The sequence below is a fragment of the Sphaerotilus sulfidivorans genome (assembly GCF_013426975.1).
GTDB classification, from domain to species: Bacteria; Pseudomonadota; Gammaproteobacteria; order Burkholderiales; family Burkholderiaceae_C; genus Sphaerotilus; species Sphaerotilus sulfidivorans.
The window spans coordinates 1-15,995 of the sequence record NZ_JACCPY010000015.1 but is presented as its reverse complement, the minus strand read 5'-3'; the positions used below and the strand labels follow the sequence as shown (position 1 = coordinate 15,995).

The window sequence follows — 15,995 nt, the reverse complement described above, 5'->3', positions numbered from 1 at the left end:
TCTCTTCGACTTCCACTCCTCGCCTCACGATGACCCCCACCTCGACCTCCGGCCTGTCCGCGCTGCCGCGCATCGCCTCGCTGCGCGTCGTGCCCGTCGCCGGCCGCGACGGCATGCTGCTGAACCTGAGCGGCGCGCATGCGCCCTTCTTCACCCGCAACCTGCTGATCCTGACTGACAGCGCGGGCCGGACCGGCGTCGGCGAGGTGCCCGGCGGCGAGAAGATCCGCCAGACGCTGGAGGATGCGCGGGCGCTGGTCGTCGGCCAGGCGGTGGGCGACCATCTGCGGGTGCTGCGCGAGGTGCAGCAGGCCTTCGCCGACCGCGACAGCGGCGGGCGCGGCCTGCAGACCTTCGACCTGCGCACCACCATCCACGCGGTGACCGCGGTCGAATCGGCGATGCTCGACCTGCTCGGCCAGCACCTCGATCTGCCGGTGTGCGACCTGCTGGGCGAAGGCCGCCAGCGCGATGCGGTCGAGATGCTGGGCTATCTGTTCTTCGTCGGCGACCGCACGAAGACCAATCTGCCCTACGCCAGCGAGCCGGACTCGGAGGACGACTGGTTCCGTCTGCGCCACGAGGCGGCGATGACCCCGGAGGCCGTCGTGCGCCTGGCCGAGGCCACCCGCGCCAGGTATGGCTTCAACGACTTCAAGCTCAAGGGCGGCGTGCTGGCCGGCGACGCCGAGGTGGATGCGGTCACCGCGATCCACGAGCGCTTCCCCGAGGCGCGTGTCACGCTCGACCCCAACGGCGGCTGGCTTCTGAAGGACGCGATCCGTCTGGGCCAGCGCATGCGCGGCGTGGTCGCCTATGCCGAAGACCCGTGCGGCGCCGAGGGCGGCTTCTCCGGCCGCGAGGTGATGGCCGAGTTCCGCCGCGCCACCGGCCTGCCGACCGCCACCAACATGATCGCCACCGACTGGCGCCAGTTCACCCACGCGCTGAGCCTGCAGTCGGTCGACATCCCGCTGGCCGACCCGCATTTCTGGACGATGGCCGGCTCGGTGCGTGTCGCCCAGACCTGCCGCGACTGGGGCCTGACCTGGGGCAGCCACTCCAACAACCACTTCGACGTCAGCCTGGCGATGTTCACCCATGTCGGCGCCGCCGCGCCGGGCAAGGTCACCGCCATCGACACCCACTGGATCTGGCAGGACGGCCAGCGCCTGACGAAGGAGCCGCTGCAGATCGTCGGCGGCCATGTGCAGGTGCCGAAGAAGCCGGGCCTGGGCGTCGAGCTCGACATGGTCGAGGTCGAGAAGGCGCATCAGCTCTACCTGCAGCACGGCCTGGGCGCGCGCGACGATGCCATCGCGATGCAGTACCTGATCCCGGGCTGGACCTTCGACAACAAGCGGCCCTGCCTGGTGCGCTGATCTCCGGATTCCCCAAGGACCCATGATGACGACCCTGCTTTCCTCCTTCTGCGCCCGCACCGGCGCGCTGCTGGCCGAGCTGCCGGCGACCTCGCCCGCCCAGCTCGACGCCGCCTGCGAGGCGGCCGCGGCGGCCTTCCCGCTGTGGCAGGCCGCCACCGGCGCCGAGCGCGCCGCGCTGCTGCGTGCGCTGGCCTCGGCGCTGGAGGCCGACCGCGAGGCCCTGGTGGCGCTGGCCGACCAGGAGACCGCGCTGGGCCCGGTGCGCCTGAACGGCGAGCTCGACCGCACCGCCTTCCAGCTGCGCCGCTTCGCGGACATCGCGGAACGGGGCGAGCCCTTCGCCTTCATCGACGATCCGGCGGTGGCCGGTGCGCCGCCGGCCGGGCATCCGGCGATGCAGCGCTGGTCGGTGCCGCTGGGCCCGGTGGCGATGTTCTCGGCCTCGAACTTCCCCTTCGCCTTCTCGGTGCTGGGCGGCGACACCGCCTCGGCGCTGGCCGCCGGCTGTCCGGTGGTCGTCAAGGCGCACACCGGCCACCTGCAGCTCTCCAACCGCGTCTTCGGCCTGGTGCAGGACGCGCTGGCCGAGCTGGGCCTGCCGTCCGGCCTGATCGCGCTGGTGCAGGGCGGCGGGCGCGACATCGGCGTGCGGCTGATCCGCCATCCGGCGATCGCCGCCGGCGCCTTCACCGGCTCGACCCAGGGCGGCGCGGCGCTGGCCGCCGAGGCCGCCAGCCGGCCGCGCCCGATTCCCTTCTTCGGCGAGCTGGGCTCGGTCAACCCGGTGATCGCGCTGCCGGACCGGCTCGCGACCGACGGCGCGGCGCTGGCGACCACGCTGGCGGGCTCGATCGCGCTGGGCTGCGGCCAGTTCTGCACCAATCCCGGCCTGATCGTGCTGATCGACGAGCTGCAGCCGGGCGTGGCCGCCAAGACGGTGAACGACCGCTTCGTCGCCCAGCTGCGCGAGGCGCTGGGCGGCCAGCAGCCGCACGCGATGCTGACCCGCTCGATGCGTGGTGCCTTCGAGGCCGGCGTCGCGCACTGGGAAGAGGCCGGCGCCGAGCTGCTGCTGCGCGAGACCGCCGAGGCCGGCCAGCCGCCGCGCCCGGTGCTGGCGCAGGTCAGCGCCACCGAGTTCATCGCCCGTGCGGCGCTGCGGGAAGAAGTCTTCGGCCCGAGCAGCCTGATCGTGCGCGCGGCGTCCTTGAGTCAGGCACTGCAGGTGCTGCAGGCGGTGGGCGGCAGCCTGACGGTGACGCTGTGGGGCGTCGAGCAGGACGGCGACCGCTCGCGCGCCCTGGTGCGCGGCGCGATGGCCATCGCCGGGCGGGTGCTGTTCGCGGGCGTGCCCACCGGCGTGGCGGTGACCGCCGCGCAGCAGCACGGCGGCCCGTGGCCGAGCAGCACCCGCCCCGAGAGCACCTCAGTGGGTGATGCGGCCCTCGCACGTTTCCTGCGCCCGGTGTGCCTGCAGGACGCGCCGGCCTGGCTGGTCGGGCGTCAGGGTCGACCGGTTTGAACGTTCAAACTCGCTGCCTGGAAGCCGCGCCCAGCGCCTGCGCATGCCAGGCCACATGCTCGCCGATGAAGCTGGCGATGAAGTAGTAGCTGTGGTCGTGGCCGGGATGGAGGCGCAGCGTCAGCGGGTGGCCGGCGTCGGCGCAGGCGGCCTGCAGCAGCTCCGGGCGCAGCTGGCCGCTCAGGAAGTCGTCGGCCTCGCCCTGGTCGACCAGCAGCGGCAGGCGTTCGGCGGCCTGCGCGATCAGCGCCACCGTGTCGTGCGCGGCCCAGGCGGCGGGGTCGTCGCCCAGGTAGGCGGCGAAGGCCTTCTGCCCCCACGGCACCTGGCTGGGCGCGACGATCGGCGCGAAGGCCGAGACGCTGGCGTAGCGGCCCGGATGGCGCAGCGCCAGGCTCAGCGCACCGTGGCCGCCCATCGAGTGGCCGCTGATCGCGCGCCGGTCGCTGGCCGGGAAATGCGCCTCGATCCAGGCCGGCAGCTCATGAACCACATGGGTTTCCATGCGGAAGTGCGTCGACCATGGCGCCTGCGTGGCATCCAGGTAGAAGCCGGCACCCTGGCCCAGGTCGTAGGCCGGATCGTCGGGCACCTCGGTCCCGCGCGGGCTGGTGTCGGGCGCGACCACGATCAGGCCGTGCGCGGCGGCGTGCTGCTGAATGCCGGCCTTGGTGATGAAGTTCTGCTCGGTGCAGGTCAGGCCCGAGAGCCAGTACAGCACCGGGCAGCGCTCGCCGGCCAGCGCCGCCGGCGGCAGGTAGACGCCGAAGCGCGTCGGCCCGCCCAGCGCCTCCGACGGGTGGGTCCAGACTTCCTGGCGGCCGCCGAAGCTGGCGTGCTGCTCGATGCGTTCCATGGCCTGCTCCCCCGGGCTCAGTAATGCACCACGCTGCGGATCGACTGGCCCGAGTGCATCAGCTCGAAGGCCTCGTTGATCTCCGGCAGGCCCATGGTGTGGGTGACGAAGGGCTCCAGGCGGATCCTGCCGGCCATCGCGTCCTCGACCATGCCGGGCAGCTCCGAGCGGCCCTTGACGCCGCCGAAGGCCGTGCCCAGCCACTTGCGGCCGGTGACCAGCTGGAACGGACGGGTGGAGATCTCCTGGCCCGCGCCGGCCACGCCGATCACCACCGACTGGCCCCAGCCGCGGTGCGCGCATTCCAGCGCCGCGCGCATCACGCCCACATTGCCGATGCACTCGAAGCTGTGGTCCACGCCCCAGCCGGTCATCTCGACGATCACCTGCTGCACCGGCTTGTCGAAGTCCTTCGGATTGACGCAGTCGGTGGCGCCGAAGGTGCGCGCCAGGTCGAACTTGTCCGGGTTGGTGTCGACCGCGATGATGCGACCGGCCCCGGCCATCTGCGCGCCATGCACCACCGCCAGGCCGATGCCGCCCAGGCCGAAGACGGCCACCGTGTCGCCCGGCTGGACCTTGGCGGTGTTCTTCACCGCGCCCAGGCCGGTGGTCACGCCGCAGCCCAGCAGGCAGACCTGCTCGGGGTTGGCGTCCGGGTTCACCTTGGCCAGCGACACCTCGGCCACCACGGTGTACTCGCTGAAGGTCGAGCAGCCCATGTAGTGGTAGATCGGCTGGCCGTTGTAGGAGAAGCGGGTGGTGCCGTCGGGCATCACGCCCTTGCCCTGGGTGGCGCGCACGCTCACGCACAGATTGGTCTTGCCGCTCTTGCAGAACAGGCACTCGCCGCATTCGGCGGTGTAGAGCGGGATGACATGGTCGCCGGGCTTCACGCTGGTGACGCCTTCGCCCACCTCGACCACGATGCCGGCGCCTTCATGGCCCAGCACCACCGGGAACAGGCCCTCGGGATCGTCGCCGCTGAGGGTGAAGGCATCGGTGTGGCAGACGCCGGTGTGGGTGATTCTCACCAGCACCTCGCCCTTCTTCGGCGGGGCGACATCGATCTCGACGATCTGCAGCGGCTGGCCGGCAGCAAAGGCGACGGCGGCTCGTGACTTCATGGCAGGGATCCTTGCTCGGGGCGGGTGGGGGAGAGGGATTCAGCGCAGGTAGGAGCGCACCAGCGCGGTGAGGTCGCGCGCCAGCGCCTCGGGGTCGTCGGGCGCGGCCAGCTCGTCGCGGATGTGCGCGGCCATCACCTCGGCCATCAGGCCGTTGACCGCGCCGCGCATCGCCGCGAGCTGCTGCAGGATCGGCGCGCAGTCCTCGCCGGCCTCGAGCGCGCGCTCGAGCGCATCGGCCTGGCCACGGATGCGGCGCACCCGGGCCACGGCCTTGCGACGGTCTTCCGGCGAGTTGGGCATGGGGCTCTCCTGTACTCCCGGGCAGTATATGGGCCGGCGGCCCGGCTGTCACCGTCCGTGTGCCCGTCCGCGCGCCAGATAGCCTGCCATTTCCTCGTCCGGCACCATGCTGCCGCCGGTGGCCCAGGCGATGTGGGTCGCGCCCGCGGCCTGCGCGGGCGGCGGATGCCCGGCCAGCCAGGCGATGCCGGGCACGCCGGCCAGCGCGGAAGGCTCCAGCCGCAGCCCTTCCTCGCGCTCGGCCAGGGCCAGGAGCGCGAACAGCTCGTCATCGGGCACGGTGAAGCCGCCCGCGACCAGCCGTCGCAAGGCCCGGCCGACGAAGCCGGAGGCGCGCGCCACCGCCAGGCCGTCGGCGGCGGTGCGGTTGTCCAGGCCGATGTCGTGCACCGAGACCGCCTCGTGCCGGTCGGTGATCAGCCCGAGCAGCATGCAGGGCGCGGCCACCGGCTCGGCGAACCAGCAGTGCACCGCGTCGCCCAGCAGCAGCTTCAGCCCGAAGGCCACGCCGCCGGGCCCGCCGCCGACGCCGCAGGGCAGATGCACATGCAGCGGATGTGCGGCGTCCACCGGGATGCCGGCAGCGGTCAGCTGCGGCAGCAGCCGCTCGGCCGCGACCGCGTAGCCCAGGAAGAGATGGCGCGAGTTCTCGTCGTCGATGAAATGGCACTGCGGATCGGCCTCGGCCTGGCGGCGGCCCTCGGCGACCGCGGCGCCGTAGTCTGCGCGGTGCTCGACCACGGTGACGCCGCCGGCGCGCAGCCGGTCCTTCTTCCACTGGCGCGCATCGGCCGACATGTGCACCGTGACCTGCAGGCCCAGCGCCGCGCCCATCAGCCCGATCGACAGCCCGAGGTTGCCGGTCGAGCCCACCGCCAGCCGGTGGCGGCCGAGCAGCGCGCGTGCGTCGGGCGCCAGCAGTCGGCGGTAGTCGTCGTCCAGCCGCAGCAGCCCGGCCGCCAGCGCCAGGGCCTCGGCATGCTGCAGCACCTCGTGAATGCCGCCGCGCGCCTTGATCGAGCCCGACACCGGCAGGTGGCTGTCGAGCTTCATCCACAGCCGGCCGGGCAGGGCTGCACGCCCGAGCCGGCGCGCCATCGCCGCCTGCAGCCGCGGCACCTCGCGCAGCGGCGACTCGATCAGGCCGCCGGCCGCGGCGGTGGCCGGAAACAGCTCGGCGATCAGCGGCGCGAAGCGCCTGAAGCGCGCGCTGGCGGCAGCCACATCCTGCGGCCCCAGGCCGACATCGGCCAGCGCCCGGGCGGCCGGCGCCTGGCGCGGGTTGGCCCAGAGCAGCGGCTGGCGGGCCTGGAGGGTCCGAAGTTCGGGATGACGGTCGATCAGATCGAGCGGGTCGATCGCATCGACTGCATCGGTCGCATCGGTCGCATCGGTCGGATCAGCGGGGGCAGTCGGGTCGGGCGGCAGGGTGTTCATGAGGCGATTCTGCCGCTCGGCCCGAGCCGGCATCGCTGCGGCAGACGCTCTTGCGCATCAGCCCGATCACGCTGAGGCTCAGATCGCTGCAGGGCCGGACCCGGCAGGCCAGCACCCGGCCGCAGCGCTCGTCCTCCTCGCTGACATGGTCGCGGCTCATGACGCGCGAGGCATAGCGGCCGTCGCGGATCTGCACCTTGCAGACCCCGCAGCCGCCATTGCGGCAGCCCACCGGAATGCCCTTGCGGCCCAGGGCCTCCATGCCTTCCAGCAGCGAGCGGGTGTCGGCGCAGCGGTAGGTCTCGCCGGTGTCTTCGATGCGTACCGCGAAGCGCGCGGTCGCGGGCGTGCTCATCGCCATGCGCTTGTCTCCTGTCTCTGTCTGTCTGTCTGTCTGTTTTTCTTGCGGGAAGATAGCCAGATCCGTTCCCGGCTGTCCAATACCGAAAAGGTCCGCCGCGATGCCCGGCGGGTATGCCGCTCAGACCGAGCGGAACAGCGGGCTGCGCACCCGCTGGGCATCGGCGGCCGACAGGAACTGCTCGGTGTGGATGTCGCGCTCGAACAGCCGGCCCTGCATCAGCGTCGACACCGCCGCCTCCACCATCGCCGGCGGGCCGCAGAGATAGGCCTTCAGGCCGCGGAAGTCGCCGTCGAACAGGTCGCGCGCGGCCTCGTGCGCCCAGCCGCGCAGGCCGCGCCAGGCGCTGCCCTCGGGCTCGTGCGAGAGCACCGGCAGGTAGCGCAGCCGCGCCGGATCGGCCTCGGCGCGCGCGATCCAGTCCTCGTGCTCGTAGAGCTCCTCGCGGCAGCGCTGGCCGACCACCAGCGTGATCGGCGGGCCGTCGCCCTGTTCGAGCAGATCCAGGATCATGCTGCGCGGGCTGGCCAGGCCGGAGCCGCCGGCGATGAAGAGCATCGGCCGTGCCGCCGAGGTGCGCACGAAGAAGCGGCCGTAGGGGCCGGCGAGATCGAGCGCCATGCCCGGGCGCAGCGTGTCGTGCAGCCAGCCGGTGCCCGCGCCGCCGGGCACGCGGCGCACCTGCAGCGCGATGCGCGCCCCGTCGCGCGAGAGCGACGGCGGCGACGCGATCGAGAAGGCGCGACGCGACGCCAGCTCCGGGATCGCCAGGTTGATGTACTGGCCGGCCTGGAAGTCGATCGGCCGGTCCAGCTGCAGCGTCAGGCCCAGGATGGTGGGCGTCAGCGCCTGGCGGGCCAGCACGGTGGCGCGGAAGTCCTCGACCGGGATGACGCGCGCGTCGGCGTCGACCTCCAGATCGGCCTCGATCACCGCGTCGGACTGCAGCGTCGCGCAGCAGGCCAGCGTCCGGCCCTCCTCGCGCTCGAAGTCCATCAGCGCGAAGGGTGAGGCCTCGCCGTGGTCGACCTCGCCGTCGAGCACGCGCACCTTGCAGGTGGCGCACAGCCCGTGGCAGCAGGCGTGGGGCAGCCAGAGGCCGGCGCGCAGGCAGGCGTCCAGCACGGTCTGGTCCGGCGCGACCTCGAGGGTCTGGCCGGTCGGTTCGATGCGCAGCTCGAAGCTCATGGATCAGGCTCCTGCGCGTGCTCAGAAGGCCGCGCCGGCCAGGCCCGGCAGCTGCGGCGTGCGCAGGCGCAGCGAGGTCTTGTGGCCGATGCCGTTGGCCGCCAGGCTGGCCGCCGGGTCCGGCATGAAGGGCTGGCCGCCGCGCAGCCATTCCACCCGGCCCCAGTCGATGCGCGCGAAGTCGGGGTGCTGGCCGTAGAGGCCCGGCAGCACCGCCTCCTGCAGCGCGCCGAAGGGCATCTCGGGCGGCACCGGAATGCACAGCGGCGCGGCGAACATCAGATGCCGGTCCCAGCCGATGTAGAGCAGCTGCTGGCCGCGGTAGTGGTCGGCGCTGTCCTTCATGTCGCCGTGGTAGTCGGGGCGGATCGCCTTGACGCTCATTCGTGTCTCCTTCTGGCGTGTCGGTGGCGTGTCGTTCGGGGCGGCGCTCAGGCGGCCGGTCCGTGCAGGCTGGCCGGGCGGCCGGTCCATTCGGTCCAGTGGCGCGCGTCGGCGTGGGTGTCGAAGTCGCCGCCGTCCACGCCCGGCTCGATGCCCATGTAGCGCAGTGCCGCCACATGCGGGTTGAAGTCGGGTGCGCCGGGGTCGCTGTCCGGATGGAACTGCGTGCCCTGGTAGATCTGGTGCACCGGCAGATGCGCATGCACATACTTTTCCGGCTCGTGGCGGAAGATGTCGCGGCAGCCGTCGGAGCAGCAGTGGAAGGTCTCGCCGAGGTACTTCTCCTCGCGGTGGCAGATCTGCGTCGGGTCGCCCGGCTCGGTGAACAGCATCGGCCACTGGCAGACCTGGCAGAGCTGCGGCAGCGTGCCGTTGACGAAGGGCCGGCCCTCGGCGGCCATGCGCGCCCAGTGCTCGTAGCGCGGCCGGTAGAGGCGGTCGAAGCTGTCCGGGTACTTGGCCGACAGCCAGTCCATCTCTTCGGCCGAAGGCAGCCACACCGGGAAGCCCGCCGCGTGGCGGTACTGGTAGAAGGTGCTCCAGAGCTGGTGGCTGGCGTGCGTCTTCTCCTCGACGGTGACCTCCCAGTGCACCGGCATGCGGATGCCGTAGCGCGCCAGGTCCTTGAAGAGCGCGCCGCCGTTCTGCTCGAAGTAGATCTCCCAGGCCTCGTGCCAGCTCATCACGCGCTTCGGGAGCATGTAGTCCATCATCGCCGCCACCAGCGTCAGCAGCCGGTAGCCGCGCCAGAACCACTTGTCGATCCAGCCCTGCACGATCGGCACGTTGGCCGGATCCTGCTCGAGCAGGAACTTGATCACCTCGATGCCCAGCGTCATGTGGCGCGCCTCGTCGCTCTGCGCGCTGAAGCCGAAGCTCACCGTCGAGAGGTCGCCGTTGTAGGCCGCGCCCGACATCCACGGCATGAACACCAGATTGGTCAGCACGTACTCGAAGGAGAAGCTGATCGCGACGATGAACTCGAACGGCCCGGCGCTGATCGCGTCCTCGAAGAAGGACTTCGGGATCGACAGGTACCAGGTGCGGTCGAACTGGTGCGGGAACTCCGCCATCCCGGTGAAGAAGCGGTTGTAGTGCGACAGCGCATGGATCTGGGTCTGCGCATGGCGCAGCTCGTCGATCGACTGCATCTGCGCGGCGATGCGCGCGCCGGTGCCCGGCAGCTCGCGCCCGATCATCGCGAAGCCGCGGTGCGCGGTGTATTCCAGCCCGATGACGCCGTTGACGAAGAGCTTGAGCGCCTGGATGTAGCGCGCGTCGCTGACGTTGAACTGGCCGTTGTTCTGCTGGAAGGCGTCGATGATGGCGTAGAGCTTGCGCTCCTTCTCGCCCTGGTATTTCCAGTAGGCGTCCATCGTCAGCCGGAACGGGTCTTCCCAGCCGCTCCAGTCGTGGATGCGGATGCCCTCGAAGGCGGTCAGCGGGTAGACCGCCTCGGGCGGCTGGTAGCTCGGCGTCCAGCCCAGGTCCTGGGTCAGCAGCGCGTGGCTTTCCTTCAGGCCGAGCTTGCGGGTGGGGGCGGCGGCCGGGGTGGCCTGGGCGGTGGGGGCGACGGTGGCGGTCATGCGTTCTTCCATTCGAGCGTGAAGCGGTCCTCGGTCTCGTCGACCTCGCCGGAGAGGGAAATCAGGTTGAGCTGCATCTCGCGCAGGTCGTAGTCGCGGCCGATCTGTTCCTCGATCGACTCGCGCCGGATCACCAGCACGCCGGGCGCGTTGATCTTGACCATACCGGGGTACTCGAGCACCTCGGCGTGCGGGTTGTCGGCGCGGATCGCCTCGACGATCGGCAGCGTGTCGTGGTTGGCCTGCAGCGCGATGAAGACCGGGGCGCGGGGGGTGTCGGGTGCGGGGGTGGTGGGGTGGGCGAGCGTGTCCATCAGGGCTCCTCGAAACGGCTCAGCGGGCGCCCGGCGCCAAGCCCAGGCGGACCAGCCGGGTCTGCAGGGCGTCTTCGGCCTGGCGCAGTGCCGCATCTCCGGCCGCCTCGCCCAGCACCCGGCGCGCCAGCGGGCGCAGCGCGGCGGCGAAGGCGCGGCGCCAGGCGTCGGCCCAGCCGCGCAGCAGGGCGCGGTTGGACTCGCTCTCGGCGGCCATCACCTTGACGACCGCGTCGACCCAGCGCGCCGATTCCTCGTGCCAGCGCAGCGGGAAGTCCAGCAGCATCGCCATCACCGCGGCGTCGCCGCCCGCGCCGCTCCAGGCCGGCTCGAAGCGGCGCAGCACCAGCGCGTCGACCAGCGCGTCCTGCACCAGCGACTGCGCCACCAGCACCTCGATCGGGTCGCGGCGCACGAACAGGTTCTCGACCTCGCGGCGCAGGTCCTGCCAGGCCGCGTCCTCCAGCCAGGCGGTGCGCGCGGCCTTCAGGCTGGCGCCGGTCTGGCCGTCGAGCAGCAGGCCGATGCGCGAGAGATGCTGCGCCAGCCCGAGCCGGTCCATCATGCCCATGGCCGCGGCCTGGGTCAGCGCGGTGCCGTAGCCGTAGGCGGCGACCAGCCCGAGGCTGGTGTTGGCGCCCCACTCGACATGGCGCAGCGGCAGCAGCCCCAGGATCACGCCCTGGCGCGCCTCGTCGCCGAGCCGGCGCAGCCAGTCGTGCTCGCGCACCAGCTCGATCTGGCGCTCGGCCGATTCCTGCTGGCGTGCGCGTGCGATGGTCCAGCTGCCGTAGTAGTGCTGGCGCGGATCCTTCAGCGCGTACCAGTCGCGCATCACGATGGCGGTGCGGCGGGTGTCGTAGATCTCGCGCTCCGGATCCCAGAGCGGCTTGTAGTGGTGGTTGACCTCCGACTGGAGGTCGTAGGTGCCCTCCTGGTAGCGGCTGGCCGGCTTGTCGCCGAAGCGGCGGGCGATGTGGCCGAAGGTGTGGCGCAGCGGCTTGACGCTCTGCACCCGGATCTCGACGGTCATGGGCGTGTCTCCTCGCGGTGGTCGTTCAGGTTCCAGGTCCGGACGCGCTGCTCGGCGCAGAACGCGGTGAAGGCCGGTTCGGGCAGGATCAGCTCGACGGCCAGCGCCGGGTCGCCGATCGAGAACGCGAACTCGACGAAGCCGTCGGGTCGGCGCTCAATCACCCGCACCCAGCGGGTCAGGTCGGGGGCGATCGGGTCAGGCATCGGGGGTCTCCAGGGTTCCGGTCGTGTCGTCTCGGACGCCGGGCGGGGGGGCTGTCGAAGCTGATGCAGCGCGCCCGGCAAGGCCTTCCTGTGCGAAGGCCGTGCCAGAACGTGGCGAGAAGGCCGCCAATCGGGCAGAGATCAGGGTAGATCCCGAGTCAGGCGGCCTGTGGCGGCCGCGCGTGGGCGCCCTGGCGTCGGTGTGCGGCACGGCAGCGAGGGCGGGGTGTCTGGAATCCGCCAGTTCCGGGGGCGGCGGCTGTGGATTCCTGCGCGGCCGTGCGGCCTGCTCCCGGCGATGCGCGAGCGCCGCCGTCAGGCGTGGCGCCCCTCCTGCTCGATCAGGCGCGCCAGCAGCCGGCGCACCCGCACCGGCGCGACATCGCTGGTGATCAGCACCGGGTCGAGCGCGAAGAAGTCGCGGGTGTTCATCTCGCGCTGGGCGGCCTCGATGATCGGGCCGTCCTCGCCGACGAAGGCGCCGTGCATCGCCTCGATCTTCATCTGGTTGTAGGCCTCGTCGTCGACCAGATGGTTGCGCCGGGTGGCGAAGAAGTAGTGCGTCTCGGTGGCGCTGGCCGGGGTGCAGGTGTGCAGGTCGTACTGGCCCTGGGTGTGGGCCAGGTCGAGCGGAGCGTCGGCGTCCTGGGTGGCACCGATGCTGAGCTGGATGGTCGCCGGCGCATGCCAGGTCACGGTGACGAAGTGGCGCGCCGCGGCGGCCGGCTCCGGCAGGAAGTTCGCCAGGATCAGGATCGGCGGCGTCTGCTGCCATTCCCAGCGCACGCTGACGCTGCCGTTCTCCTCCTTCACCGCCGGGATCTGCGGCGTAAGCTGGCCGCGGGTGGAGATGATCTCGCCGTGCACATGGTCGACATGGCTGAGGTCCATGACGTTGTCGATGATCAGCTCGTAGTTCGCCTTCATCGACATGCTGGTGTGGCCGATGCCGCTGGCCGGTCCGTCGTCGAGCGGGCTGAAGTCCGGCAGCTTCGCCGGATCGGCCGGCGCGTCGCCCATCCAGATCCACACGAAGCCCCAGCGCTCGAGCAGCGGGAAGCTGCGCACCCGGGCCGCGGCCGGGATGCGGCCATGGCCGTGCGGGTTGTGGGTGCAGGCGCCGCTGCAGTCGAAGCGCAGCGCGTGGTAGCGGCAGACCACCTCGTCGCCCTCGCGTCGGCCCATCGACAGCGGCACGAAGCGGTGCGGGCAGCGGTCGTGCAGCGCCACCGGCGTGCCGTCGGCGCGGCGGTAGAGCAGCACGCCGGTGTCGAGCAGCTGACGCGAGAGCAGGCCTTCAGCCGGAATCTCGCGCGACAGCGCCGCCGCATACCAGCAGTTCAGCAGATAAGGCGTGTCCGGCTTGCCGACCGGGCTGCCCGAGGGGTGCAGCAGGATGCGCGCCGTGGCGGTGCCGGCATCGGTGGGGGTCGTCATCGTCTGTCTCCTTCGTGATGGGTGATGTCTTCCTGGACATCGGGGTGAGAAAATTCAGGTGGCCGGGGTCCAGCCGAGCGGCGCCAGTACCAGCCGGCTGGCGGCGGGCGCGCGTGAGCAGCAGGGCGTGAAGCGGCGCTCGACCTGGTGCTCGTGCGCGCCGTAGACCAGGTCGCGGTGATCGGCCGGGCCGTCGAGGTGCTGCACGCAGCACTGGCCGCAGATGCCCTGCTCGCAGCTCAGCGCCACCGCGATGCCGGCGGCCTGCAGCACCCGTGCGACGCTCTGGTGAGGGGCCACCGCCAGGCGCTGGCCGCTCGGCGCCCAGTCGATCTCGAAGCCGCCGGGCGCGATCCGGTCGCGCGGCTCCAGCGCCGGCACCGGTGCCGGTGCAGCGAAATGCTCGGTGACGACCCGGTCGGCGCTCCAGCCGGCGCGTGTCGCGGCCGCGCGCACCGCCGCCATGAAGCCGGCCGGGCCGCAGGTCCAGATCCGGGTGCCGGCCGGCTGCGCGGCGATCAGCCGGTCGAGCGTCTCCGTGTCGGCCTGTGCCTCGTCGTCGGCCAGCACCTGCACCGCCTGCGCCCAGGGCGCTTCCTGCAGCCGGCGCGCGAAGGGCAGCCGGGCGCGGCTGCGCACCCGCACCTGCAGCGTGAAGCTGCGGTCCTGCGCCCACAGCGTCTCGGCCATCGCCAGCAGCGGTGTCAGTCCGATGCCGCCGGCCAGCAGCAGGGTGTGGGGCGCGGGCTGCAGCGCGAAGAGGTTGCGCGGCGCGCTGGCGTCGATGCGGTCGCCCGGCTGCAGCTGCGCGTGCAGCCAGGCCGAGCCGCCGCGGCCGGCGTGTTCGTGCTGCACCGCGATCAGGTAGCGGTCGCGCTCGTCCGGCGGGTTGCACAGCGAGTAGCTGCGCCGGCGTGGCGCCTCGCCCGGCCGGGCCGGTGGCAGGTGCAGGTCGATGTGCGCGCCGGCGTCGAAGGCGGGCAGCGGCCGGTCGTCGGTCGCGCGCAGCTCGAAGGCGACGATGCCGTCGCAGAGCGGCTCGCGCCGGCTGACGCGCAGCGTCAGCGTCTGCGCTGGATCGAGGGGCATGGGCTTGTCTCCGTCAGGGGTCCCGGTGTTCCGGTGTGTCCGTTCTTCTGCAAGCCGCGGGCCAGCGGGGCGAGCCGGGCCGCCGCTGTCGATTTCCGGACATGAGGAGCAGTGCGGATGGCCGCGGCGCCGGCCGCGTTTCATGATCTGGCGCAGCCGCGGCCCGCCGGCGTTTCATGAATCCAAGCAAGGCCCCCCGACGATGATCCGAGCCATCACGCCCAGCGACGACACCCGCGCGCTGGCGGCCCATCTGCACTTCGCGCCGGAGTCCGGCCACATCCGGCTGTTCGACCAGCGCATGCTGCTGATGCATGCCGACGCGCTGGCCGGGCTGCGCCGCGAGCTGGTGGCGCGGCTGGGGCTGGCGCAGGCCCGCGAGCTGCTGATGCGCATGGGCTGGCAGCAGGGTTTCGAGGATGGCCAGCGGGTGCGCCAGCGCATGGACGCGCGCACGCCGCAGGCGGTGGCGCAGGCGCTGGCGATGGGGCCGCGCCTGCGCGAGATCGAGGGCTTCGTGCGCCACCAGCCGGTCGAGGCCATGCAGCTCGATGTCGAGCACGGCCGCTTCTGGGGCGACTTCCTGTGGCACGACAGCTGGGAGGCGCAGGCGCATCTGGCGCACTGCGGCCCGGGCAGCGAGCCGGCCTGCTGGACGGTGACCGGCTATGCCGACGGCTACAGCACCGCGGTGACCGGCGTGCCGATCCACTGGCGTGAGGTCGAGTGCGTCGCGACGGGCCATGCCTGCTGCCGGGTCGAGGGCCGCACGCTGGCCGACTGGCAGGCGCATGACGCCGAGGCCGATCCCGGCGCCTACCTGCGCGCCGACAGCTTCGTCAGCGCGCCGGACACGACCGGCGCGGCCGCGCCCGGGCTGGCGGGCTTCGTCGGCGCCTCGGCCGGCTTCAACGCGGTCGCGCATCTGGTGCGCAAGGTCGCGCCGACCGACTCGACCGTGCTGTTCCGCGGCGAGAGCGGCGTCGGCAAGGAATGCTTCGCGCGTGCGCTGCACGGGGTGAGCCCGCGTGCGGCCGGCCCCTTCATCGCGGTGAACTGTGCGGCCATTCCGCCCGATCTGGTCGAGGCCGAGCTGTTCGGCGTCGAGCGCGGCGCCTACACCGGCGCGGAGCGTTCGCGCCCGGGCCGCTTCGAGCGCGCGCACGGCGGCACGCTCTTTCTCGACGAGGTCTCCAGCCTGGCGCTGGCGGCGCAGGGCAAGCTGCTGCGCGCGCTGCAGGAGCGCGAGTTCGAGCGGGTCGGCGGCACCGAGCTGCGCCGGGTGGACGTGCGCATCGTTGCCGCGGCCAATGTCGACCTGCGCGAGGAGGTGGCGGCCGGGCGCTTCCGCCGCGACCTGTTCTACCGCCTCAATGTCTTCCCGATCGAGATTCCGCCGCTGCGCCAGCGCCCGGAGGACATCGCGCTGCTGGTGGCGCATTTCCTGGCCCGCAGCAGCCGGCGCTTCGGCAAGACGCTGCAGGGCCTGAGCCCGCAGGCCGCCGGCGCGCTGCACGACTACGACTGGCCCGGCAATGTGCGCGAGCTGGAGAACATGATCGAGCGCGGCGTGATCCTGGCCGACGAGGGCGGCGTGATCGAGGTGCAGCACCTCTTCGCCGGCGTCTTCGCGTTCAAGCGCGAGGGCGAGGATCCGACCCGCATGTTCGCCGGCGAGGGCGACGCCTTCCGCACCAACCGCCGCTT

At 72.1% G+C, this 15,995-nt stretch carries 16 protein-coding genes; 3 read left to right on the top strand and 13 right to left on the bottom strand.

Annotation, left to right across the window (positions count from 1 at the left end; translation table 11 throughout):
- Nucleotides 1-29: 29 nt before the first annotated feature.
- Nucleotides 30-1,382 carry a glucarate dehydratase gene (gene gudD / locus HZU84_RS10905; protein WP_149505603.1) on the top strand — a complete coding sequence of 451 codons (1,353 nt, stop codon included), beginning with the start codon at nt 30-32 and terminating at the stop codon, nt 1,380-1,382.
- A 25-nt stretch (nt 1,383-1,407) separates the two neighbouring features.
- Nucleotides 1,408-2,907 carry an aldehyde dehydrogenase (NADP(+)) gene (locus HZU84_RS10900; RefSeq protein ID WP_149505604.1) on the top strand — a complete coding sequence of 500 codons (1,500 nt, stop codon included), beginning with the start codon at nt 1,408-1,410 and terminating at the stop codon, nt 2,905-2,907.
- 4 nt (nt 2,908-2,911) lie between these two features.
- Here the strand turns inward: HZU84_RS10900 and fghA are convergent, their stop codons facing one another.
- From fghA to HZU84_RS10835, 13 genes are all read right to left on the bottom strand, one after another.
- Nucleotides 2,912-3,763 (bottom strand): S-formylglutathione hydrolase, encoded by an 852-nt coding sequence (gene fghA, locus HZU84_RS10895; RefSeq protein WP_149505605.1) that lies wholly within the window; start codon nt 3,761-3,763, stop codon nt 2,912-2,914.
- 17 nt (nt 3,764-3,780) lie between these two features.
- Nucleotides 3,781-4,890 (bottom strand): S-(hydroxymethyl)glutathione dehydrogenase/class III alcohol dehydrogenase, encoded by a 1,110-nt coding sequence (locus HZU84_RS10890; RefSeq protein WP_149505606.1) that lies wholly within the window; start codon nt 4,888-4,890, stop codon nt 3,781-3,783.
- Between the two features lie 39 nt (nt 4,891-4,929).
- Nucleotides 4,930-5,193, bottom strand: coding sequence for a metal/formaldehyde-sensitive transcriptional repressor (locus HZU84_RS10885; protein WP_149505607.1), 264 nt, complete (start codon nt 5,191-5,193; stop codon nt 4,930-4,932).
- 48 nt (nt 5,194-5,241) lie between these two features.
- Nucleotides 5,242-6,630 carry a D-serine ammonia-lyase gene (locus HZU84_RS10880; protein ID WP_149505608.1) on the bottom strand — a complete coding sequence of 463 codons (1,389 nt, stop codon included), beginning with the start codon at nt 6,628-6,630 and terminating at the stop codon, nt 5,242-5,244.
- Entirely contained in the window at nt 6,593-6,985 is a 393-nt protein-coding gene (locus tag HZU84_RS10875; protein WP_149505609.1) for a 2Fe-2S iron-sulfur cluster binding domain-containing protein, read from the bottom strand. The genes HZU84_RS10880 and HZU84_RS10875 overlap by 38 nt, the downstream gene beginning before the upstream one ends.
- Before the next feature lie 126 nt (nt 6,986-7,111).
- On the bottom strand, nt 7,112-8,179 hold the full coding sequence (locus HZU84_RS10870) for an NADH:ubiquinone reductase (Na(+)-transporting) subunit F (protein WP_149505610.1): 1,068 nt from the start codon (nt 8,177-8,179) through the stop codon (nt 7,112-7,114).
- A gap of 21 nt (nt 8,180-8,200) precedes the next feature.
- Nucleotides 8,201-8,563 (bottom strand): phenol hydroxylase subunit P4, encoded by a 363-nt coding sequence (locus tag HZU84_RS10865; RefSeq protein WP_149505611.1) that lies wholly within the window; start codon nt 8,561-8,563, stop codon nt 8,201-8,203.
- Nucleotides 8,564-8,610: 47 nt separating this feature from the next.
- Nucleotides 8,611-10,209: an aromatic/alkene/methane monooxygenase hydroxylase/oxygenase subunit alpha gene (locus tag HZU84_RS10860; protein ID WP_149505612.1), complete on the bottom strand. Its 1,599-nt coding sequence runs from the start codon at nt 10,207-10,209 to the stop codon at nt 8,611-8,613.
- Nucleotides 10,206-10,523, bottom strand: a complete 318-nt coding sequence (locus tag HZU84_RS10855; protein ID WP_149505613.1) for an MmoB/DmpM family protein — start codon at nt 10,521-10,523, stop codon at nt 10,206-10,208. The genes HZU84_RS10860 and HZU84_RS10855 overlap by 4 nt, the downstream gene beginning before the upstream one ends.
- Nucleotides 10,524-10,542: 19 nt before the next feature.
- A complete protein-coding gene (locus HZU84_RS10850; protein ID WP_149505614.1) occupies nt 10,543-11,556 on the bottom strand; it encodes a ferritin family protein in 1,014 nt (337 codons plus the stop codon).
- The gene (locus HZU84_RS10845; protein ID WP_149505615.1) at nt 11,553-11,762 is read right to left on the bottom strand and encodes a phenol hydroxylase subunit; all 210 of its coding nucleotides are present in this window, start codon (nt 11,760-11,762) and stop codon (nt 11,553-11,555) included. Before HZU84_RS10845 ends, HZU84_RS10850 begins: the two co-directional genes overlap by 4 nt.
- A 315-nt stretch (nt 11,763-12,077) precedes the next feature.
- Nucleotides 12,078-13,199 (bottom strand): aromatic ring-hydroxylating oxygenase subunit alpha, encoded by a 1,122-nt coding sequence (locus HZU84_RS10840; RefSeq protein WP_149505616.1) that lies wholly within the window; start codon nt 13,197-13,199, stop codon nt 12,078-12,080.
- A 54-nt stretch (nt 13,200-13,253) separates the two neighbouring features.
- Nucleotides 13,254-14,288, bottom strand: a complete 1,035-nt coding sequence (locus HZU84_RS10835) for a PDR/VanB family oxidoreductase (RefSeq protein ID WP_149505617.1) — start codon at nt 14,286-14,288, stop codon at nt 13,254-13,256.
- Nucleotides 14,289-14,490: 202 nt separating this feature from the next.
- Between HZU84_RS10835 and HZU84_RS10830 the strand changes: the two genes are divergently transcribed.
- A partial coding sequence (locus HZU84_RS10830) for a sigma 54-interacting transcriptional regulator (RefSeq protein ID WP_180692901.1) occupies nt 14,491-15,995 on the top strand: 1,505 nt, incomplete at its 3' end.